21 protein-coding genes are annotated in these 22,016 nt (G+C 52.4%); 16 read left to right on the forward strand and 5 right to left on the reverse strand.

All coding sequences use genetic code 11. The annotated features are described in order from the left end of the window. Positions 1–275 precede the first annotated feature (275 nt). The 7 genes from acnB (at position 276) to yacL (ending at position 9,493) form a co-directional block, all read left to right on the forward strand. Positions 276–2,873 carry a bifunctional aconitate hydratase 2/2-methylisocitrate dehydratase gene (acnB, locus tag EC840_RS19870; RefSeq protein WP_112286910.1) on the forward strand — a complete coding sequence of 866 codons (2,598 nt, stop codon included), beginning with the start codon at positions 276–278 and terminating at the stop codon, positions 2,871–2,873. Between the two features lie 362 nt (positions 2,874–3,235). Further along, the gene (locus tag EC840_RS19875; protein WP_129639738.1) at positions 3,236–3,880 is read left to right on the forward strand and encodes an L-fuculose-phosphate aldolase; all 645 of its coding nucleotides are present in this window, start codon (positions 3,236–3,238) and stop codon (positions 3,878–3,880) included. Between the two features lie 23 nt (positions 3,881–3,903). Next, entirely contained in the window at positions 3,904–5,076 is a 1,173-nt protein-coding gene (locus EC840_RS19880; protein ID WP_132966714.1) for a PatB family C-S lyase, read from the forward strand. Between the two features lie 62 nt (positions 5,077–5,138). Further along, positions 5,139–6,479 carry an APC family permease gene (locus EC840_RS19885; RefSeq protein ID WP_165353191.1) on the forward strand — a complete coding sequence of 447 codons (1,341 nt, stop codon included), beginning with the start codon at positions 5,139–5,141 and terminating at the stop codon, positions 6,477–6,479. Beyond that, a complete protein-coding gene (locus tag EC840_RS19890; protein WP_132966716.1) occupies positions 6,476–8,266 on the forward strand; it encodes an L-fucose isomerase in 1,791 nt (596 codons plus the stop codon). The genes EC840_RS19885 and EC840_RS19890 overlap by 4 nt, the downstream gene beginning before the upstream one ends. Before the next feature lie 101 nt (positions 8,267–8,367). Further along, positions 8,368–9,093: an L-fucose operon activator gene (gene fucR / locus EC840_RS19895; RefSeq protein WP_240783367.1), complete on the forward strand. Its 726-nt coding sequence runs from the start codon at positions 8,368–8,370 to the stop codon at positions 9,091–9,093. Between the two features lie 34 nt (positions 9,094–9,127). Continuing rightward, positions 9,128–9,493, forward strand: a complete 366-nt coding sequence (gene yacL / locus EC840_RS19900) for a protein YacL (RefSeq protein WP_132966718.1) — start codon at positions 9,128–9,130, stop codon at positions 9,491–9,493. 22 nt (positions 9,494–9,515) lie between these two features. On the opposite strand, the gene yddG is transcribed toward yacL, so the two are convergent. The 5 genes from yddG to EC840_RS19925 form a co-directional block, all read right to left on the reverse strand. Beyond that, a complete protein-coding gene (gene yddG, locus EC840_RS19905) occupies positions 9,516–10,394 on the reverse strand; it encodes an aromatic amino acid DMT transporter YddG (protein ID WP_132966720.1) in 879 nt (292 codons plus the stop codon). 102 nt (positions 10,395–10,496) lie between these two features. After that, positions 10,497–11,366, reverse strand: coding sequence for a hypothetical protein (locus tag EC840_RS19910; protein WP_243701097.1), 870 nt, complete (start codon positions 11,364–11,366; stop codon positions 10,497–10,499). A gap of 436 nt (positions 11,367–11,802) precedes the next feature. Further along, positions 11,803–12,597 (reverse strand): adenosylmethionine decarboxylase, encoded by a 795-nt coding sequence (gene speD, locus EC840_RS19915; protein ID WP_112286906.1) that lies wholly within the window; start codon positions 12,595–12,597, stop codon positions 11,803–11,805. A 28-nt stretch (positions 12,598–12,625) separates the two neighbouring features. Beyond that, complete coding sequence (gene speE / locus EC840_RS19920) at positions 12,626–13,501, reverse strand: polyamine aminopropyltransferase (RefSeq protein ID WP_112286905.1); 876 nt, start codon at positions 13,499–13,501, stop codon at positions 12,626–12,628. A 199-nt stretch (positions 13,502–13,700) separates the two neighbouring features. Beyond that, positions 13,701–14,048 (reverse strand): YacC family pilotin-like protein, encoded by a 348-nt coding sequence (locus tag EC840_RS19925; protein ID WP_095924682.1) that lies wholly within the window; start codon positions 14,046–14,048, stop codon positions 13,701–13,703. A gap of 209 nt (positions 14,049–14,257) precedes the next feature. Here EC840_RS19925 and cueO point away from each other — a divergent pair, with 209 nt between their 5' ends. The 9 genes from cueO (at position 14,258) to hpt (ending at position 21,792) form a co-directional block, all read left to right on the forward strand. Then, a complete protein-coding gene (gene cueO, locus EC840_RS19930; protein ID WP_132966724.1) occupies positions 14,258–15,862 on the forward strand; it encodes a multicopper oxidase CueO in 1,605 nt (534 codons plus the stop codon). Positions 15,863–16,124: 262 nt separating this feature from the next. After that, on the forward strand, positions 16,125–16,673 hold the full coding sequence (locus EC840_RS19935; RefSeq protein ID WP_112286903.1) for a PTS glucitol/sorbitol transporter subunit IIC: 549 nt from the start codon (positions 16,125–16,127) through the stop codon (positions 16,671–16,673). Between the two features lie 48 nt (positions 16,674–16,721). Next, positions 16,722–17,711 carry a PTS glucitol/sorbitol transporter subunit IIB gene (locus tag EC840_RS19940; RefSeq protein WP_129639743.1) on the forward strand — a complete coding sequence of 330 codons (990 nt, stop codon included), beginning with the start codon at positions 16,722–16,724 and terminating at the stop codon, positions 17,709–17,711. A 9-nt stretch (positions 17,712–17,720) separates the two neighbouring features. Continuing rightward, a complete protein-coding gene (gene srlB / locus EC840_RS19945; protein WP_112286901.1) occupies positions 17,721–18,083 on the forward strand; it encodes a PTS glucitol/sorbitol transporter subunit IIA in 363 nt (120 codons plus the stop codon). Between the two features lie 22 nt (positions 18,084–18,105). Continuing rightward, positions 18,106–18,885, forward strand: coding sequence for a sorbitol-6-phosphate dehydrogenase (gene srlD / locus EC840_RS19950; protein ID WP_113876375.1), 780 nt, complete (start codon positions 18,106–18,108; stop codon positions 18,883–18,885). 85 nt (positions 18,886–18,970) lie between these two features. Beyond that, positions 18,971–19,333 carry a transcriptional regulator GutM gene (gutM, locus tag EC840_RS19955; RefSeq protein ID WP_113876376.1) on the forward strand — a complete coding sequence of 121 codons (363 nt, stop codon included), beginning with the start codon at positions 18,971–18,973 and terminating at the stop codon, positions 19,331–19,333. A gap of 79 nt (positions 19,334–19,412) precedes the next feature. Next, positions 19,413–20,186 carry a DNA-binding transcriptional repressor gene (locus EC840_RS19960; protein WP_112286898.1) on the forward strand — a complete coding sequence of 258 codons (774 nt, stop codon included), beginning with the start codon at positions 19,413–19,415 and terminating at the stop codon, positions 20,184–20,186. Continuing rightward, a complete protein-coding gene (gene gutQ / locus EC840_RS19965; protein WP_113876377.1) occupies positions 20,179–21,144 on the forward strand; it encodes an arabinose-5-phosphate isomerase GutQ in 966 nt (321 codons plus the stop codon). The genes EC840_RS19960 and gutQ overlap by 8 nt, the downstream gene beginning before the upstream one ends. A gap of 111 nt (positions 21,145–21,255) precedes the next feature. After that, entirely contained in the window at positions 21,256–21,792 is a 537-nt protein-coding gene (gene hpt / locus EC840_RS19970) for a hypoxanthine phosphoribosyltransferase (protein WP_101075215.1), read from the forward strand. The last annotated feature ends 224 nt before the right edge of the window (positions 21,793–22,016 follow it).

Consider the following 22,016-nt stretch of genomic DNA (forward strand, 5'->3'; position numbering starts at 1 on the left):
AAAGGATTATTTTGCCCTTAACGATTCAGCAAGAATTTAATGTTGCTTTTTTGTAAACAGATTAACACCCCCCAAAAATCCTGCTATGCTGCTTCGGCGCTAAAGGACACTGTGCTCCGGTTCAGGAAGTGTCGTAAACCGACAAAGAAACAATCATACCCGCAGTGTCCCCGACTCATCAGACAATCCGATATTCCGCTGTCCCTGCAGGATTACTAGCGGTCTGATGAGGGAAGCCAGGCATAATAAATGACAATGAGAGCGAGGAGAATGTCGTGCTAGAAGAATACCGTAAGCACGTAGCCGAGCGTGCTGCAGAGGGCATCGTCCCTAAGCCACTTGATGCTTCACAGATGGCAGCGTTGGTTGAGTCCCTGAAGAATCCGCCACAAGGCGAAGAAGATACTCTGTTAGACCTGCTGATTAATCGTGTTCCACCGGGCGTCGACGAAGCCGCCTACGTTAAAGCCGGATTCCTGGCTGCAGTCGCCAAAGGCGAAACTACCTCTCCGTTGGTCACTCCTGAAAAAGCCGTTGAACTGCTCGGTACCATGCAGGGCGGTTATAACATTCACCCGCTGATCGACGCGCTGGATAGCGAAACGCTGGCGCCCATCGCCGCCAAAGCGCTGTCTCATACGCTGCTGATGTTTGATAACTTCTACGATGTGGAAGAAAAAGCACACGCCGGCAACGAACACGCGAAAAAAATCCTGCAGTCGTGGGCGGATGCCGAATGGTATTTGTCACGTCCGCAACTGGCTGAAAAAATCACCGTCACTGTGTTTAAAGTGACGGGTGAAACCAACACCGATGATTTGTCACCGGCCCCGGATGCCTGGTCCCGTCCAGATATTCCGTTGCACGCGCTGGCGATGCTGAAAAACGAACGCGAAGGTATCCACCCGGATCAACCTGGCAGCGTCGGTCCTATCAAGCAAATCGAAGAACTGAACAAAAAAGGTTTCCCGCTGGCTTACGTAGGTGACGTAGTCGGTACCGGATCCTCACGTAAATCAGCCACCAACTCCGTGCTGTGGTTCATGGGCGATGATATTCCTCATGTCCCGAACAAACGCGGCGGCGGTGTGGTTCTCGGCGGTAAAATCGCGCCAATCTTCTTCAACACCATGGAAGATGCCGGTGCGTTGCCGATCGAAGTGGACGTTTCTGACCTGAACATGGGCGATGTCATCGATATCTACCCGTACAAAGGCGAAGTGCGTAACCACGAAACCAACGAAGTGATTGCGACTTTCGAACTGAAAACCGACGTACTGCTCGACGAAGTGCGCGCCGGTGGCCGTATTCCGCTGATCATCGGCCGTGGTTTAACCACCAAAGCCCGTGAGTCACTGAAACTGCCTCAGAGCGAAGTGTTCCGTATCGCGAAGCCAGTTGCTGCAAGCAACAAAGGTTTCTCGCTGGCGCAGAAAATGGTGGGTCGCGCCTGTGGCGTTGCCGGTGTTCGTCCGAACGAATATTGCGAACCAAAAATGACGTCCGTGGGTTCTCAGGACACCACCGGCCCGATGACCCGTGATGAACTGAAAGACCTGGCGTGTCTGGGCTTCTCCGCCGATTTAGTGATGCAGTCATTCTGTCATACCGCCGCGTATCCTAAGCCGGTTGACGTGACCACGCACCACACGCTGCCTGATTTCATCATGAACCGCGGCGGTGTTTCACTGCGCCCTGGCGATGGCATCATTCACTCATGGCTGAACCGTATGCTGCTGCCGGACACTGTCGGCACCGGCGGTGACTCCCATACCCGTTTCCCGATCGGGATTTCCTTCCCGGCAGGTTCCGGTCTGGTGGCCTTTGCTGCGGCGACCGGCGTGATGCCTCTTGATATGCCGGAATCCGTACTGGTGCGCTTCAAAGGCAAAATGCAACCGGGCATCACCCTGCGTGATCTGGTGCATGCGATCCCTTACTACGCGATCAAAGAAGGTCATCTGACCGTTGAGAAAAAGGGTAAGAAAAACCTCTTCTCTGGCCGTATTCTGGAAATCGAAGGCTTGCCGGAACTGAAAGTAGAACAGGCATTTGAACTGGCGGATGCGTCCGCAGAACGTTCAGCGGCAGGTTGTACGATCAAACTGGATCAGGCGCCGATCAAAGAATACCTGAGCTCTAACATCGTGCTGCTGAAGTGGATGATCTCTGAAGGTTACGGCGATCGTCGTACCATCGAGCGTCGCATCAAAGGTATGGAAGAGTGGCTGGCGAACCCGAACCTGCTCGAAGCCGATGCCGACGCGGAATACGCGGCGATCATCGAAATCGATCTGGCGGACATCAAAGAGCCAATCCTTTGTGCGCCAAACGATCCGGATGATGCACGTCTGCTGTCTTCCGTGCAGAACAGCAAAATCGACGAAGTGTTTATCGGTTCGTGCATGACCAACATCGGTCACTTCCGTGCGGCAGGTAAACTGCTCGACAGCCATAAAGGCGCGTTGCCAACCCGTTTGTGGGTTGCGCCACCGACTAAAATGGATGCGGCTCAGCTGACGGAAGAGGGCTATTACAGCGTCTTTGGTAAGAGCGGTGCGCGTGTAGAAATTCCAGGCTGTTCACTGTGCATGGGTAACCAGGCGCGTGTGGCCGACGGTTCTACCGTGGTGTCTACCTCTACCCGTAACTTCCCGAACCGTCTGGGTAACGGTGCCAATGTCTATCTGGCTTCCGCAGAACTGGCGGCGATTGCGTCCCTGCTGGGACGCCTGCCAACGCCGGAAGAATACCTCGGCTACATGGCTGAAGTGGATAAAACAGCGGTGGATACTTACCGTTATCTGAACTTCGACAAGCTGAGTGAATATACGGATAAAGCTGACGGCGTGATCTTCCAAACCGCAGTCTAAATCGTTATATTTGCGCCAGTGTTGAAAAGGGAGCTTCGGCTCCCTTTTTTATATCAATTTTTTATAATCAAACCAGTACAGCGATGCTGTTAATCCAACGGGACGTCAGTATTTTCCCCGGGGATTTATTTACATGTCAACTCAGAATATCTTCTGATGGATTTTTATATTTTTGACCATTTGAATTATTAATTACGAAAAAGGTCACTTTTATTTATTTCTGCGTATCATGCCCTCCCGGTTTCTTTCCTGTTTTGATGACGTCCATCACACTTCATATTTAGATTTTCTCCTGGAAATAAAATAGCACTCAACATGATGGTTCTGTTTATGACGTTATCTAACGAATAAAAAGGCCACTTATGACGAGAAGCACATTAGCCGAAAACATTATTCATGCCTGTCTGGAAATGAGCCGTCTGGGGTTAAATCAGGGAACTGCCGGAAATATCAGCGTGCGTTATCAGGAAGGTATGCTAATTACTCCCTCCGGAATTGCCTATGAAAAGATGAATGCCGGACAAATTGTGTATGTGAACGCCAGCGGAGAATCTGAAGAAGGTAAAATTCCCTCCAGCGAGTGGCGTTTTCATCAGGCAGCCTATCAGGTCAGGCCAGACGTTAACGCTGTTGTCCATAACCACGCGCCGCACTGCACTGCCGTCGCCATTCTCAATCTGCCGATCCCGGCCATTCATTACATGATTGCCGCCGCCGGTGGGAACACCATCCCCTGTGCTCCTTATGCCACCTTTGGCTCCGTTGAACTGTCCGCGAATGTTGCGGCTGCATTACGCGATCGCAAAGCCACTTTATTACAACACCACGGCATGATTGCCTGTGAAGTGGATCTGGAGAAAGCCCTTTGGCTGGCTCAGGAAGTCGAAGTTCTGGCGCGCTTGTATCTGGCCGTATCAGGACGAGTTAATCCTGTTCCAGTCCTGTCAGAGGAGGAGATTAACGTGGTATTGGAGCGATTTAAGCATTACGGGCTGAGAGTTGAATAATAAAAATAACAAGGAGTGATGTCATGAATGAAATTGAGCACTGCTTTGAATATCCTCACGATCGTACTTCAGACGGCTCGCTGAAATGGGCTTTTCCCTCACCCTGGCTACCTGAGAATGTGACCAAAAGGCCGATACCGCTATGGATCGCTGACATGGATTTTATCAGTCCTCCTGCAGTGAATCAGGCACTGGGCCGGATGGCAGAACACGGGATTTACGGTTACACCGACGCGCCTGAAAGCCTGCGTGAAGCACTGGCTGGCTGGCAATATACTCACCATCAATGGGCAGTAAAAACGCAATGGATGTTGCATAGCCCGGGCATTGTCAGCGCACTGAATCTGACGATCCAAACCTTTTCTGCGCCGGGTGATGGCGTCATGATGCTGATGCCGGTATACGGCCCTTTTCATGACAGCGTCGGTCTGAATCAGCGGCGGGTTGTGCCCGTGGAGCTGGAGCTTGTGGGGCAGGATTACGTGCTGGATATAGAAAAGTTCGAGGCAGCGATTACCCCTGATGTGAAAATTTTCATTCTCAGTAACCCGCACAATCCGATAGGCAAAGTCTGGAGTCGCGAAGAATTATTGCTGCTTGGTGAGTGTTGTCTGCGCAATAATATTTTGGTGATAGCAGATGAAATTCATCAGGATTTAGTGATCAATTCACAGGTGAAATACCTGCCTTTTGCCAGCCTCTGCGCGGAATTTTCCGACATCAGCATTACCTGCACCGCACCCAGCAAAACTTTCAATCTGGCCGGATTACAGACCTCTACGCTGATTATTTCTAATCCGCAATTGCGCCAGCGTTTACATCAACACTATGTGGCCTGCGGGCTTGAGCGCCCGAATATCGCCGGGATTATCGCCTGTGAAGCGGCTTACAGAAACGGTGAGCCCTGGCTGAACGCGTTGCTTAGTACGTTGCGCGATAACCTCAGACAACTGGATCTGATACTCAAAGATTCGGGTATGCAGCGATGTGGTGGCGACGCACTTTATCTGGCGTGGATCGACTGTCGTCGTTTGCAGCAGGTCGATCTGAAACATTTTTTCCTTGAAAAAAGTGATGTGTGGATTGAACCCGGCACACATTTTGGCAGGGGCGGTGACGGATTTATTCGCCTGAACTATGCCACTTCACGCACGTTATTAACGTCCGCGCTCAGACAAATGGTCACTGCGACCTGATAATTTTTTGCTGCGCTAATTCGATCTTCTGCTGCGTTATTTCATTCAATTAAGGAATGATCATGAGCGAACCTTCGGTTTCCCGTAATGCGGATAAACTGGTTAAAACACTCAGCACGCCGGTAATTTTTTTCGCTGCAATTAAAGCCATTATTGGCGGCGGCGTAATTGCACTGACTGGCGTTATTATTGCCAATACTGGCGGTGGAACACCCCTGGCATACTTAGTGGCATCATTAATTACCGTTCTTGCCGGTATTCCCTATGCAGTATTAGCGGCAACCTTGCCGGTGACCGGCGGAATATACAGCTGGCCTTCACGTTTAATTAGCCCGACATGTGGTTTTTTGGTGTTCTGGTTTTTCTCACTGACTCACGTTTCACTGTCGTTATATGCGCTGACCTGCTCTGATTATCTGATGGCCTTTTTTCCCGACCTGCCAAAAACAGCGGTCAGTTTCGTCATATTAACGGTCATTTATCTGGCAAATTTGCTTGGCGCGGCCCTCAGCGCCCGCCTGAGTATGATCCTCACGATTATCATGTTATGTGGCATGTTGCTGTTTGTCGGTGAAGGTATAGGGGAGGTGCAGATAAACAACTTCACCACCCTTTTGCCGAACGGCTTCGCGGCCTTTGCAACCTCGGTGGCCTTGCTGCTGTTTGTTACCAACGGTGCCTGTACGGTGGCAGAACTGGCCGGTGAAATGAAAAACCCGGCACGCGCAATTCCGGTGGCGATCATGGGTTCCACGGCGTTTGCTGCGCTGATTTATATGCTGGTTTCTGTCACCGCAACCGGAATTTTACCGCTATCAGAAGTGGCACATCAGCCGCTGACTGTGGTCGCAAAATCCTTCATGTCACCGGGATCTTTCCTGTTCTTCAGTATCGGCGCGGGGATTATCAGCATGCTGGGGATAACCAATGTGCAGATGTTGTGGGGCAGTAAAAGTTTGCTGGTGGCCTGCGATGACGGCTGGCTGCCGCGCAGCCTCGGGCGTGTAAGTCTTAAAACCCGCGTGCCGTATTTACTGCTGACCCTGCTGTATCTGATCGGGGTGATACCAATCCTGTGCGGTATTTCGGTGTCCAATATTGCCAGTGCCGCTGCAATCACCTTTCTGGCGGCACAAATCGTCTGCATTATCTGCTCGTGGCGGGTGCGCAAAACGGCCGCCTATCAGATGTCTTCTTTCCGTATATCACCTGCGTTACACATCATTACCGCTACGTTAAGTATCGCCATTCTTGGCTGCATGATTGTGATGTTACTTCGCGATACCGACAGTAAAACACTCAGCGTTATGGGGGTCTGGCTGCTTCTGGGTATCACTCTGATCTTTGTCCGCCGTAAGAATGTGATCACCAACCGCGTATTAGCCAGTGAGGGCGCAAAATGAAAACATTGACTGAATCCTGGATTTCTCAACCGATTACACTTGGTATTCGCCCGGTTATCGACGGACGAAGAATGGGCGTGCGTGAATCACTGGAAACGCAAACTATGGCGATGGCCGAATCTGCCGCTGAGCTTATCTCATCGTGTATCCGTCATCCCGATGGCTCATCGCTGCGCTGCGTGATTGCCGAGACTACGATTGCCGGGCGCGCAGAATCGGCGCGTTGCGACGCGCTGTTTCGTCGTGAAAATGTCGGTCTGACCCTCACCGTCACGCCTTGCTGGTGTTATGGCGACGAAACGATTGACAACGATCCGCTGCGGCCAAAAGCCATTTGGGGATTTAACGGCACTGAACGTCCGGGCGTGGTCTATCTGGCGGCGGCGCTGGCCGCGCATAATCAGCAGGGATTACCTGCGTTCGGCATCTCCGGACGGGATGTACAGGATGCCGATGACACCCATATTCCTGCGGATGTAGAGGAAAAACTGCTGCGTTTCGTTCGGGCAGGGTTGGTCGTCGCCAGTCTGCGTGGCAAAAGTTATTTGTCAGTGGGCAGTGTCTCAATGGGGATCGCCGGATCGATTGTTGATCATCACTTTTTTGCTGAAACATTAGGCATGCAGGTGCAAAGCGTTGATATGACGGAACTTCGCCGCCGCATAGACTGCGGTATTTATGACGAAAAGGAACTGGCACTGGCGATAAGTTGGGCAGAGGCTGGGTTTGTGTACGGCGAAGAGGTTAATCCGCCAGAATTTCAGCGTTCTGACAGCGATAAGCGGCGGATTTTGCAAGAGTCACTGACGATGGCGTTGTGCTTACGCGACATGATGCAGGGTAACCCGCAACTGGCGGTGCGCGGCTTTAATGAAGAGGCGACAGGCTATAACGCCATTGCCGGTGGGTTTCAGGGGCAAAGGCACTGGACCGATCATTATCCGAATGCGGATATCGCAGAAGCCTTGCTCAACAGCAGCTTCGACTGGAATGGACCCCGTCAGCCGATATTGATGGCGACAGAAAACGATAGCCTGAATGCGGTCTCAATGTTGTTTGGTCACTACCTGACCGGCAAGGCGCAAATCTTTGCCGATATGCGAACCTGTTGGTCGCCGCAGGCCGTTTTTCGCGTGACGGGACATCAGCTGGCGGGCAGGGCAGCTCAGGGAATTATCCATCTGATCAACTCCGGTTCTGCCGCGCTTGATGGCAGCGGTGCACAGCGCGATGAGCAGGGGCTGCCGACCATTAAACCACACTGGCAAGTGACGCCTGAAGACGCACAACGTTGTCTGGCGCAAACCCTCTGGTGCCCGGCAGTGCATGAATATTTTCGCGGAGGCGGTTTCTCCTCGAACTTTCTTACGCCTGGCGATATGCCTTTCACCCTCAGCCGGATCAATCTTATCAAGGGCATTGGCCCCGTATTGCAATTGGCAGAAGGCTGGAGTGTGGAATTGCCGGAGGATGTACATCAGCAGCTGGATCAGCGTACTAATTCCACCTGGCCCACAACGTGGTTTACGCCGAGACTGACCGGACAGGAACCCTTTAACGATGCCAGTACGATGATGAATTGCTGGGGAGCCAATCATGGGGTGCTAACGCCGGGTCATGTAGGTGCGGATCTGATCACTCTGGCTGCCATGTTGCGTATTCCTGTCTGTCTGCACAATTTGCCGGATGTACAACTCTTCCGTCCTTCTGCGTGGTCAGCGTTTGGGATGGACAAAGCAGGCCAGGATTACCGCGCCTGTCAGCACTATGGCCCGTTATACAAATAAATGACGAACGCGGTGCTGACCGGGAATCAGTGATGCACCGCGGTATTCATTGTCTAAACGCTTTACGCTGGCCTTCTTCTTTCAGGTTTATGGAACCGTTTATGAAGATAAAGCAGGCACGCCATCTCTGCATTCTTGAACTCCTGGCACAGCAGGATGCGCTCAGCGTGAGTCAGCTCGCCCGCAGTTTACACGTCAGTCATGAAACCATCCGCCGCGATCTCGGGCAGCTACAAATTCAGGGGGAGATAATTCGCCGGCATGGTTGTGCAAAAAGCATCAATCAGACCCAGGATGTGGGGATCACTTTCGCGCAGCGAGCGAAAAGTCATATTTCACCGAAGGATCAGTTGGCTCAGCAAGCGTTATCCTATATTGAAAACGATATGACGCTGGCTCTGGATGCCAGCTCCACCTGCTGGTATTTAGCCAGAAAACTGCCCAATATCCCTCTGACGGTCTACACCAACAGCGTACGTATCATGGAGACGCTGGTGCGACGTGAGAATATCCGGGTGATTGCGACGGGCGGGGTGCTTTCCCGTAAATATCAGGCGTACCTCAGTGACATCCCGCATCTGTTGGCTTTACTGCGATCACTGGAGATTGATCTGTTTATTTTCTCCTGTGAAGGATTAGACGGCGAAGGCGTGCTTTGGGACAGTAATGACAAAAATGCCCGCTTTAAAGCGCTATTGATCAAATACGCCGCACAATCACTGTTACTGATGGACAAGAGTAAGATCCTGCGTAAAGCCGGTGCGCCGATTTGCAACATAGAAGAGGTGGACATACGGCTGTTTGAACGCCAAAATGCGGCCGGTTGACGATTCCCCTTTTCATCCTCCTGCGGAGTAACCCATGGATTACGATTTTTTGCGCGACATCACCGGTGAGGTCAAAGTGCGTTTTTCAATGGGCCACGAAGTGCTCGGTCACTGGCTGAATGAAGAAGTGAAGGGCGACCTGAACGTGCTGGATACCGTTGAAGCCGCACTGGCTGAGCTGAAAGGCAGCGAGCGCCAGACGCAAATGGTCGGCCACGAATACACGCTGCTGTTAGCCGACGATGAAGTGATGATCCGCGCCAATCAGCTGGATTTCGACGGCGATGAGATTGAAGAAGGCATGAGTTATTACGACGAAGAGAGTCTGGCGTTTTGCGGCGTCGAGGACTTTTTGCAAGTCCTCGCCAAATACCGTTCTTTCGTGACGACTTATCGATAAGGTTACGACCTGTCGCTGAAACTTATTTACCCCGCGAGGCGGTCCAGCACAGCAGCGAACCGCCGACCACCATCAGCACGCCCGGCCAGAAACTGGCGCCCGGCAACGTGTGCAGCCACAACCCGGCAATCAGAATCGATGACAGCGGCGTGAAATACGACAGCGCAGCCACCAGTGTGGCATTGCCTTTTTTCATCGCGATATCCCAGCACTGATACGAAATGGCCGTCACTGCGCCCATCGACAGCAGTTCGAGAATAGCCGGCAGCGTCAGGCTGATGCGGTTCGATGAATAGGTAAAATACAACACCCACAGCACGGCACCCGTCGCCAGCAGAAACAACGGCAGCACGCCTTTGCCTTTACATAACACACGAACCAGATTGGAATACAGCGCCCATGAAACGGCTGCGCCCAGCGCCAGACTGTAGGCCACCGGATTGCCACGCACATTACGCAGCAGCTGATGGATATCCAGTCCGTGCCCGCCGCTGATTGCCCACAGCACACCGGCAAACGCCAGCACCACGCCCGGCCAGATCCACCAGCGTACGCGTAATTTCAGCAGCGGAACCGCAAAAATCAGCGTCAGGCTCGGCCACAAATAATTGATAAGTCCCAGTTCCAGCGTTTGCTGACGGGTATGCGCCAGACCAATCGCCAGCGAAAACGCCACCATATAAAAGATAAACAGCAGACCGCAGACGATCAGATAAGCGGGCGATTCCCCGCGCAGGGAAGGCTTTCCGCCGACCATCCAGACCATAATTCCACTGACTGTATAAATCGATGCGGCGGCGCCAAAAGGCCCCAGAGATTCAGATAAACTGCGGGTGAGCGCCACGCTCATGCTCCACAATAAAATGGCGAGAACGCCAGCCAGCGTTGCGAAACGATCCATATGAAAGGTAAGCCTCGGGAAAAGGAGGCTTTTAAGATAAGCGATTGTCCCGGTGATTTACACCGGAACAATCCGCTTGAGGGCGCTTATTCGCTGGCATCATCAGAAGTAGAAACCGACTTCTAATCCCAGCGTGGAGGTGGTGGTCGCGGGCTGATAATAGCCGACGGTGCGTCCGTTCAGGTCACCCTGTTTCTCGTCCGACTTGCCGTATTTCTGGTGCACATAGCTGGCTTTCACAAAGACATCTTTGTTGATATTCCAGGTCAGGCTGGTGAATGGCGAGAGCTTAGATTTCGGCTCCAGCCAGACTGAACCCTGATTGCTGTGCGTCCAGGTTTTAATCGGATACAGTGCACCGCCTTCCAGACTCAGACGTGAATCTGCGGTCATCTGCCAGTTCGCACCCAGGGATGCTTTGGCATAAGGCTGCAGCGTGACTTCCACCGCGTTGTAATTGCGGGTGGTATTTTCCGAGGCAATATACACATCGTCAGAGCGGATGTTTCGCAACCATGCCTGGCCGCCGAGTGCGCCTTTCATATCGAAAGACACACTGTCGGATGCCCGGTAACGGTAGCCGCGCGTCATGTCCGCACTGTAACCGGTGTAGTAGGTTTTGCCTTTCAGTGATCCGTTCGGCACATTGGCCTGATCGTCCAGCGTACTGCCTTTATACCGGACGATCCCGAACATCACGCTCATGTCCCAGGCTTTTAATAATCCGCCGGGGGCATCGAGGTAATTATTGGATCCGAAATTAACACGCAGGCGCGGGCCATGTTCAGCAACATATTTACCGTCCATATTATCGACGGATTCGTCCCACTTATAATATTCAGCACCGTAACTCACATAGTGCCGCATTCCTTCAGTATTGCTGCCTAACAAACTTTCCCCGGCCCGGGAAACCCCGGAAACCAATAAAGAACTCGTGACCAGCAGGCTGGATACGGTCTTTAATTTACTCATTGTCATTTTTTATTTCTGCTTGCAGGTGGATGGAGCTGGTTGCTTAGTAAGCAATAGGAGGATGCTAATGGTCGGAGGGGGAGATATAAAGGTATTTATCTCTTTTTAAGAAAAAAGCGATCTTTTGATCTGCCATAAGCTAAATTATTGGTTATTCGTGAATTTTATTTGATTTATAGCCTGTATATTATTTCTGGAATTTGGCTTAATACTGAGATCGATCGTTCAATAATTTGAGTTAAATAAGGATTTAATGACTGATTTAACATTAATTTGTCTTAAGGAGTATAGCGGGTTTTCAGATATGCCAGGATATTTTACTTAAGTAATGCTTATTGAGTTTAGAATGGAGAGAATATTTATTATCAGAATTTGTCTATACAAAAAAAGGCCGGACATTTTACTCATGTCCGGCCTTTTCTTTATTCAGCCCTGATCAGACTGACGGCAGATTGCGGCCGTAATAGATTTCCTGCATTTCTTTGTACAGCAAATCGGTGATTTCCTTACGCTCCTGCGCGCTCAGTTCATCCGGTTTGGCATTGAAAAGATAATGTTTGAGATCGAACTCTTTCAGCAACATCTTGGTGTGGAAGATATTTTCCTGATACACGTTGACGTCCATCATGTCGTACAGCGCTTTCATATCCTGCGACATGAAGTTCTGAATCGAGTTAATGGAATGGTCGATGTAGTGTTTCACGCCGTTCACGTCGCGGGTAAAACCGCGAACGCGGTAATCGATGGTGACGATGTCGGATTCGAGCTGATGGATCAGATAGTTCAGCGCTTTCAGCGGTGAAATTACGCCACAGGTCGAGACTTCAATGTCAGCGCGGAAAGTACACAGCCCGCCTTCGGGATGGCTTTCCGGATAGGTATGCACGCAGATATGGCTTTTATCCAGGTGTGCGACCACGGAATTCGGCAACGGACCCGGATGTTCTGTGTTATCGACATCACGCGGATCCATCGGCTCTTCGCTCACTAAAATCGTGACGCTGGCGCCCTGTGGTTCGTAATCCTGTCGCGCCACGTTGAGGATATTGGCACCGATGATCGAGCAGGTTTCGGTGAGGATCTCCGTCAAACGGTTAGCGTTATATTCTTTGTCAATGTAGGCAATGTAGCCATCACGATCGTCTGCGGTTTTGGCGTAGCAGATATCGTAGATACAAAAACTCAGGCTTTTGGTCAGGTTGTTGAAGCCATGCAGTTTCAGCTTTTGCAATTTAGTTCACCCCCTTATGGATGCAGTATCAGCGCGCGGCTGACAGGGCATTCAGTAAATATTGTGGCAGGGCAAAGCTGCCGTGATGAATCGCCGGATTGTAATAACGACAGGTGATATCTGCGGCGTCAAAGCGTGCCTGCAAGGTTGCGCTGTCGATCTGGCGATATTCCGGGCTGTTGGTCGCCCAGGCAAAGGTCATGATGCCGCCATAATAGGTCGGGATCGCGGCCTGATAGAAACTGACGTCACTGAAATAGTGGCTCAGTTTGGTGTGGCTGTTGACCGCTTCATCCTGCTGGAGGAAGCACACGCCATTTTGTGCCACGAAAATGCCGCCCGGTTTGAGACAACGGGCACAGCCTTCGTAGAACGCCGACGTAAACAGACTTTCTCCGGGGCCGATCGGATCGGTGCAGTCGGAGATGATCACATCATAGGTTTCAGCGGTCTGATTGACGAAGTTCACACCGTCGTCGATCACCAGGTTGAAACGCGGATCGTCATAGGCACCGGCATTATGGTTGGGCAGATACTGGCGGCAAAACTCCACTACGCCGGCATCAATTTCCACCATCGTCACCGATTCCACGCCTTTGTGGCGGCACACTTCGCGCAGCATTGCGCCGTCGCCACCGCCAATGATCAGCACCTTTTTCGCGTTGCCGTGGGCGAACAACGGCACATGGGTCAGCATTTCGTGATAGATGAATTCATCACGCTCAGTGGTTTGCACCACGCCGTCGAGCGCCATCACGCGACCCAGCGCGGCATTCTCGAAAATCACCAGATCCTGATGCTCGGTTTTGTCTCGGTATAACTCTTTATCGACGCTGAAGTACTGGCCAAAATGGGCGTGCAGCGTCTCATACCATATTTCTTTGGATGACGAGCTCTGGGACATGTTGTTGTTTCTCCTGATCAATCGCAGCCATAAAAATGGGCGCACATGATAGCTAACTCTGCCGGTCCATGCACGGTTTCAGACCAACCCGTTTAGGTTAAGTGTAGCTGAGGCAGACGTGGTACGGGTAACAGAGGGAAGGGGAAGCGGCTCCGGCAACCAAATGACGGAGCGCAAAGCGCGTAAACAGGCTTAAAAATTAGTTGGTGTAGGCCAGCAGACTCAAGGAATCACGCGCCAGAGATTTGCATTTGGTCGGTTTAGGGACGGCAATCCCGCTCAGATCGCGGTAGCTGTCTTCGCCCATCGACTGCATATTAAAGCTGTTGTAATTGCTCAGATCCCAGCGGTTTTGCTGGGCGAAAAACACGATCGCCCGTTTGATTTGGGTATTCGGCAACTGTTCGTAACCGCAGTTGTTTTTCAGATAAACGAAAACGGCAGTCAGATCCGCCAGATCTTCCGCTTCTGATTCACTCAGCGCCTGACTGGCGGAGGAGAAGCCAAGCAGCGACAGTAATAGCAAACACAATGTTGTTTTTTTCATCGGCGTGTTCTTGTTCTTTTAGATAGAAAGTCAGAAAGACTTGGCTCACAAACAGTGAAAAGGACGTTACCATATTTGCACTGAGCGGCACCAAATTTCTTTTCCCGCTGCGCCGCTTGACCTTCCCCTTAGGGGAAGGGTTAGGCTGTCGTACTATTATGGCACGCTTACGCCATCCGTCTGGCAATTGCCCTCATAAGGACTGAAAAATGAACCGTCGTGATTTCGTAAAATGGACAACCCTGATGGGGGCCGCCAGTACGCTGCCCGGCTGGAGCCGCTTCGCGCTCGCCGCAGACCGCCCTGCATTACCCATTCCTGCGATGCTGGAACCGGATATCCGTAACGCCATTATGCTGACGTTGCAGCGCGGTCAGAGCCAGTTTCTGCCGGGTGTAAACACCGAAACCTGGGGCGTTAACGGTAATCTTCTCGGCCCGGCGCTGCGTATCCGTCGCGGCAAACAGGTCGATGTCACCGTCAATAACCGTCTGGATGTTGCCAGCACCGTTCACTGGCACGGGCTGGAAATCCCCGGTGACGTCGATGGCGGTCCTCAGGCACTGATCGCTCCAGGTCAGAAAAGAAAAGTCAGTTTCACACTCGATCAGCCAGCGTCGACCTGCTGGTTCCATCCGCATCCGCATCAGACCAGCGGTTATCAGGTGGCGATGGGTCTGGCCGGTATGGTGCTGATTGAAGATGAAGCCAGCGACCTGTTGCAGATCCCTAAACGTTGGGGCGTGGATGATATTCCGGTCATTTTGCAGGATAAACGCCTGAACGACGCCGGACAGATTGATTATCAGATGGACGTGATGACCGCGGCTGTCGGCTGGTTCGGGCAACATATGCTGACCAACGGCGCGGTGTATCCGCAGCACGGTATTTCCCGCGGCTGGGTGCGTTTTCGTCTGCTCAATGGCTGTAATGCACGCTCGCTGCACATCGCCACCAGTGACCAGCGGCCGATGTACGTCATCGCCAGCGACGGCGGTTTCCTGCCTGAACCGGTGAAAGTCAGCGATTTATCCTTGCTGATGGGCGAGCGTTTTGAAGTGCTGATTGATTGCAGCGACGGCAAAGCCTTTGATCTGGTCACGCTGCCGGTGAAACAGATGGGCATGACGCTGGCACCTTTCGACAAACCGTTGCCGGTGCTGCGTATTCAGCCGACGCTGACGCAAAGCGGCAGTTCTCTGCCGGACACGCTGGTCCCGCTGCCGGCGCTGGTGTCCGTCGATAATCTGCCAACCCGCTGGCTGCAACTGATGATGGATCCGCAACTGGATCAGCAGGGCATGGCGGCGCTGATGAAACGCTATGGTCACAAGGCAATGGCCGGCATGAGCATGGATCATGGCGGCGGCGATATGGCGGCAATGCCGGGCATGTCGGGTTCAGAACATGAGGGTCACGGCAGCATGGCGGGTATGGATATGAGCAAATCGTCCGCCGGTTACGACTTCATGCAGGGCAACAAAATTAACGGCAAAGCCTATGACATGAATGTGCCCGCTTTCGATGTGAAACAAGGCCAGTACGAAAAATGGACTATTTCCGGCGAGGGCGACATGATGCTGCATCCTTTCCATATCCACGGCACGCAGTTCCGTATTCTTTCTGAAAATGGTCAGCCTGTGCCGCCGCACCGGCAGGGCTGGAAAGATATCGTGCGCGTTGAGGGTGCCCGCAGTGAAGTTCTGGTCCGCTTCAACCATCTGGCCAATAAACAACATGCTTATATGGCGCACTGTCATCTGCTGGAACATGAAGATACCGGCATGATGCTTGGATTTACGGTGTCGGCGTAACGGGTTTTACTTTCTGTAGTTTCTTAAAAGTTTCTAAAAATAAGCTGGCCTGAGACGTTCCTCCGGTCAGTCTCACCCCTCTTTCTTCCTGCTCCCTTCTTCTTCCTGTAATGCCTCTTGATTATCAATCTTTCAAATTGAAAGGTTAAACTTTCAAAATGTGATCAATATATAATTAATATAAATTCATAATGATTATATTTTCAGCGTGGAGTAACAAAACATGAAAGCGTAAACCCACGATCCCCTACAGGAGAAGATGATGATTGATGTAATAACGCACGGTGCCGAGTGGTTTATCGGCCTGTTTCAAAAAGGCGGTGAGGTGTTTGTCGGGATGGTCACCGGCATCCTGCCTCTCTTAATCAGTTTGCTGGTAGTCATGAACGCGCTGATTGTTTTTGTCGGACAACGGCGAATCGAACGTCTGGCACAGCGCTGTGCTGGCAATCCGATTTCGCGCTACCTGCTGCTGCCGGTGATTGGCACCTTTGTTTTCTGCAACCCGATGACCCTCAGCCTCGGGCGCTTTATGCCCGAAATCTACAAACCCAGCTATTACGCCGCTGGCTCTTACAGCTGCCATTCCATGAACGGTCTCTTCCCGCACATCAACCCCGGCGAACTGTTTGTGTATCTCGGCGTTGCCAGCGGGCTGACCACGCTGGGACTGCCGCTCGGACCGCTGGCCGTCAGTTATTTCCTGGTCGGTATGGTGACCAATTTCTTCCGCGGCTGGATAACGGATCTCACCACTCGCATCTTCGAACGCAAGATGGGCATTCAGCTGGATCGTCAGGTGCAGCTGTAGGCAGGTTCCAGTCTATTCAAAATCCAATTCTAAAAACCGGAGCAGAAAATGAGCGTTACGATCCGTATTAACCGGGGTGAAGGTGGCTGGGGTGGTCCGCTGTTGATTGACGCGGTGCCCGGCAAAAAAGTGGTGTATATCACGGCGGGCACGCGCCCGGCGATTGTCGACAAGCTGGCGGAACTGACCGGCTGGGAAACGGTGGATGGTTTTAAAGAAGGCGAACCTCCGGCGGAAGAAATCGGTGTGGCGGTCATCGACTGCGGCGGCACGCTGCGCTGCGGCATTTATCCTAAACGGCGCATCCCGACCATAAACATCCATTCGACCGGCAAGTCCGGCCCGCTGGCGCAGTTTATTACCGAAGACATTTACGTTTCCGGTGTCCGCGAGAATGACATTGTTATTGAAAGCACAGACGCCGCGGAACCGGTAACGACGACGCCGAAACCGGCTGCGTCTGCGGCAGGGCGCGACTACGACACCACCAAAAAAATCACCGAACAGAGCGACGGCCTGCTGGCGAAAGTCGGTATGGGTATGGGCTCCGGCGTCGCCGTGTTGTTCCAGGCCGGGCGCGACACCATCGATACGGTGCTCAAAACCATCCTGCCATTTATGGCGTTCGTGGCGGCGCTGATCGGCATCATTATGGCCTCCGGGCTGGGGGATCTGGTGGCGCACGGGCTGACGCCGCTGGCGAAAAGCCCGGTCGGGCTGGTGATGCTGGCGCTGATCTGTTCCTTCCCGCTGCTATCTCCTTTCCTCGGCCCCGGCGCGGTCATTGCGCAGGTTATCGGTGTGCTGGTGGGTGTGCAGATCGGGCTGGGCAATATCCCGCCACATCTGGCGCTGCCTGCACTTTTCGCCATCAACGCTCAGGCGGCCTGCGATTTCATTCCCGTCGGATTGTCGCTGGCCGAAGCCAAACAGGACACCGTGCGCGTGGGCGTGCCCTCGGTGCTGGTCAGCCGTTTTCTGACCGGCGCACCGACGGTACTTATCGCCTGGGCGGCTTCCGCTTTCATCTATCAGTAAGGAGTCATCGTGCAAACCATTTATCAGACCACTATCACGCAAATCGGCGACTTCGCGCGTGAGGCGCTGACCGACCAGATGCTGATCACCTTCCGTGAAGGCGCACCGGCAGACATTCAGGATTATTGCTTCATTCATCAGCACGGGAAAACCGAAGGGGAATTGCACCGCGGCGCTTACATGGAACTTGCCGATGTGCGATATCCGGTGACCGCCGTGGGCGACGTGGCGATGCAAAACCTGCGCGAGCTGGGGCATATCACCCTGCGTTTTGACGGCAGTGCCGAGGCTGAATTCCCCGGCAGCGTCCATGTAAAAGGCACCACGCCCGACGATATTCCGCTGGGCAGCGTATTGAAATTTATCGATTAACTATCAGAATCAGGAGTCAGTTATGGAACAGGTTGCAGTCGTAATCGGCGGGGGACAGACGCTGGGCGCATTTCTCTGTCAGGGGCTGGCTGAATCCGGCTATCGCGTGGCGGTGGCGGATCTCAATGAGAAGAATGCCGCGTCGGTGGCAGAACAGATTAACCAGCAGTTTGGTGAGGATCGGGCATTCGGATTTACGGTCGATGCCACAAATGAGGCCAGCGTAGAGCAACTGGCGAAAGCGGTGGATCAGACGTTTGGCAGGGTCAGTTTGCTGGTGTACAGCGCGGGAATGGCGAAAGCATCGCCGATCACCGACTTCGCTCTCAACGACTTTGATCTCTCACTGCAGGTCAATCTGGTGGGGTATTTCCTCTGTGCCCGTGAGTTTTCCCGTCTGATGATCCGCGACCGTATTCCGGGACGGATTATCCAGATCAACTCTAAATCCGGCAAAGTGGGCAGCAAACATAATGCCGGTTACAGCGCGGCAAAATTCGGCGGCGTCGGGCTGACACAGTCTCTGGCGCTGGATCTGGCGGAATATGGCATCACAGTGCATTCACTGATGCTGGGTAATTTGCTCAAATCGCCGATGTTCCAGTCATTATTGCCGCAGTACGCCAAAAAGCTTGGCATTAAGGCCGATGAAGTCGAGCAATATTACATTGATAAAGTGCCGCTGAAACGCGGGTGCGACTATCAGGATGTACTGGATATGCTGTTGTTTTACGCCAGCGATAAAGCTTCATATTGCACCGGTCAGTCGATCAATATCACCGGTGGTCAGGTGATGTTCTGATGCCATCCGCCCCTGTTTTGCAGGGGCGGATGACTATTTTAATGAGCAAATCATGTTACTCAGAAAGTCATGTTAAGGAGAAAAGATGACCCCGACTTCGGCATTAATCCTCTGTGCGGTGCTGGCCTGGGTGGCGCAAATCGCGCTGGGCTGGTGGCAGTTGCAGCGCTTTAACCGGGCATTCGACAAGTTGTGTTTGCAGGGCAATGTGGGCGTCGGGCGTTCCGGCGGACGTTTCAAACCGAGAGTGGTGCTGGCGCTGGCTTTCGATCAACAGGAAAAAGTCTGTGACGGATTTTTACTGCGCGGCCTGACGATTTTTGCCAGCCCTCAGCCGGTTTCATCGCTTAATGGCATGAGCCGGGAACAATTGATGACAGGTGTGATCTTCCCGAAAGATCCGAATATTCAAACTGCACTATCATTAGCGATTGAACCGAAATCATGATATTTTCACTTTAAAAGCTATTATCTTTCAAAAAGAATGATGGCAGTGAATTTATCTTAAAATTTGAGCGAAAATCGTGATGAAACCTAAGCAACGGCAGGCGGCGATACTGGAGCACTTGCAGCAATTTGGAAAGACGGCGGTGGACGATCTCGCCGCGCATTTCGCCACAACCGGCACCACTATTCGTAAAGATCTCACCCTGCTGGAAGAAGAGGGCGCAGTGATCCGCACTTACGGCGGCGTGGTGCTGAGTCGCGAGGAAGGTGATCAGCCTATTGATCGTAAAACACACATCAATACCGGCAAAAAACTGCGCATCGCCCGCGCGGCCATTCAGGAAATTCAGGACGGCGACTCGCTGATTTTCGATGCGGGCAGTACCGTGATGCAGATGGTGCCTTTCCTGAGTCAGTTCAATAACATCACTGTCATGACCAACAGCCTGCATATCGTCAATGCGCTGGTGGAGCTGGATAACGACCAGACAATCCTGATGCCGGGCGGCACCTACCGCAAAAAATCGTCTTCCTTCCACGGCAGCCTTGCCGAAAGTGCCTTTGATAAATTCAACTTCGATAAGCTGTTTATCGGCGCTGATGGCGTTGATCTCGATGGCGGTGTCACCACATTCAACGAAGTTCACGGCGTCAGTCAGGCGATGTGTAAAGCGGCTGAACGTCTTTTCCTGCTGGTGGATTCGTCAAAATTTGGCCGTAAAAGCCCGAATGTGGTGTGCCATTTAAGCAAGGTCGATACGCTGATCACGGACAGCGGGTTAAGCCAGCAATATCGTGATGCCATCGAAAAGTTGGGGATCCGCATTATTTTAGTCGGGGAAGACGATGAGTGACGCATTACTAAATTACGCACGTGAAACGCTTGAGATTGAAATAGAAGAAGCCCGCCGTTTGCTGACGCGGCTGGATGATAATTTCCTCTGCGCCTGCCGCTTATTGCTGAACTGTAGCGGCAAAGCCGTCATTTCCGGTATGGGAAAATCCGGTCATATCGGTAAGAAAATTGCGGCCTCACTGGCCAGCACCGGCACACCGGCGTTCTTTGTGCATCCCGCCGAAGCACTGCACGGCGATCTGGGCATGATCGGCAGTGAAGACGTGATGATTTTTATTTCCTATTCCGGCCGGGCAAAAGAGCTGGATCTGATCCTGCCATTGTTAAAAGAAAACCAAACTCGTCTGATTGCCATCACCGGCGGCAAAGATTCGCCGCTGGCGCTGGCAGCCGATTGTGTGCTGGATATCAGCGTTGAGCGCGAAGCCTGCCCGATGGGACTGGCACCGACCTCGAGCGCGGTAAATACCTTAATGATGGGCGATGCGCTGGCGATGGCGCTGATGCGACACCGTGGTTTTGGCGCGGAAGACTTCGCCCGTTCACATCCCGGCGGCAGTCTGGGGGCGCGTTTGCTGAATCGCGTGCATCATCTGATGCGTTCCGGCGATCGTCTGCCGGTGGTCGACAGTCAGAAAAATGTCATGGACGCGATGCTGGAACTGAGCCGCACCGGCCTGGGTCTGATTGCGGTATGCGACGCCAGCCTGCATGTGGTTGGCGTGTTCACCGATGGCGATTTACGTCGCTGGCTGGTCAAAGGCCACAGCCTGCACGACCCGCTGGCCGATGCCATGAGTCGTCCCGGTTATCAGCTTCCGGCACAATGGCGGGCAGGCGAGGCACTCGAAGCCCTGCATCAGCAAAATATCAGCGCCGCGCCGGTGGTCGATAGCGAAGGCGTGCTGGTCGGTGCGATCAACCTGCATGACCTGCATCAGGCCGGTATTGGCTGACACCGGCGTTACTCCCCGGCGGGTTCTTTGATATAATCCTTTCCACTATATGGTCGCTGCTTTCCTAAAAAGCAGCGATAAATATTCTTAAATCAGGTGGTTAGTCTTTATATGAAACATCGCGTTGACGTCATGATTTCCGAACAGGAAGTCAAAACCCGAATTGCCGAGTTGGGCCGTGAAATCACCGAACACTACCGCGACAGCGGCAGCGAAATGGTGCTGGTTGGATTGCTGCGCGGTTCGTTCATGTTCATGGCTGACCTGTGTCGCGCCGTGGATGTACCGCACGAAGTGGACTTCATGACCGCCTCAAGCTACGGCAACGGCATGTCCACCACCCGCGACGTGAAGATCCTTAAAGATCTCGACGAAGACATTCGTGGTAAAGATGTGTTGATCGTCGAAGACATCATCGACTCCGGCAATACGCTGAGCAAAGTGCGTGAAATCCTGCAATTGCGCGGCCCGAAATCTCTGGCTATCTGCACCCTGCTGGATAAACCGGAACGCCGCGAAGTTGACGTTAAAGTCGAATACGTCGGCTTCCCGATCCCCGACGAATTCGTTGTCGGTTACGGCATCGACTACGCCCAGCGTTATCGTCATCTGCCGTATGTTGGCAAGGTTGTGATGCTGGACGAGTAGCGATTCACAACGAGTATTTTTGCAACGGCTTCCTAATGGAAGCCGTTTTTGTATGTCATTATCGAATATATTTTTAATCAATGAACAGTGTGGTAAATAAATACTTAATTCAACTCATGAATAATTAACGAGTATCGTTTTTTCATGTGGTAATAGCTATTTTATAAGAGTATGTTTTTGAAGTGGCGGATGATTATTCAATGAGTAAGTGAGTTTTTTAAATG

The organism is Rahnella sp. JUb53, assembly GCF_004346065.1.
GTDB classification, from domain to species: Bacteria; Pseudomonadota; Gammaproteobacteria; order Enterobacterales; family Enterobacteriaceae; genus Rahnella; species Rahnella variigena.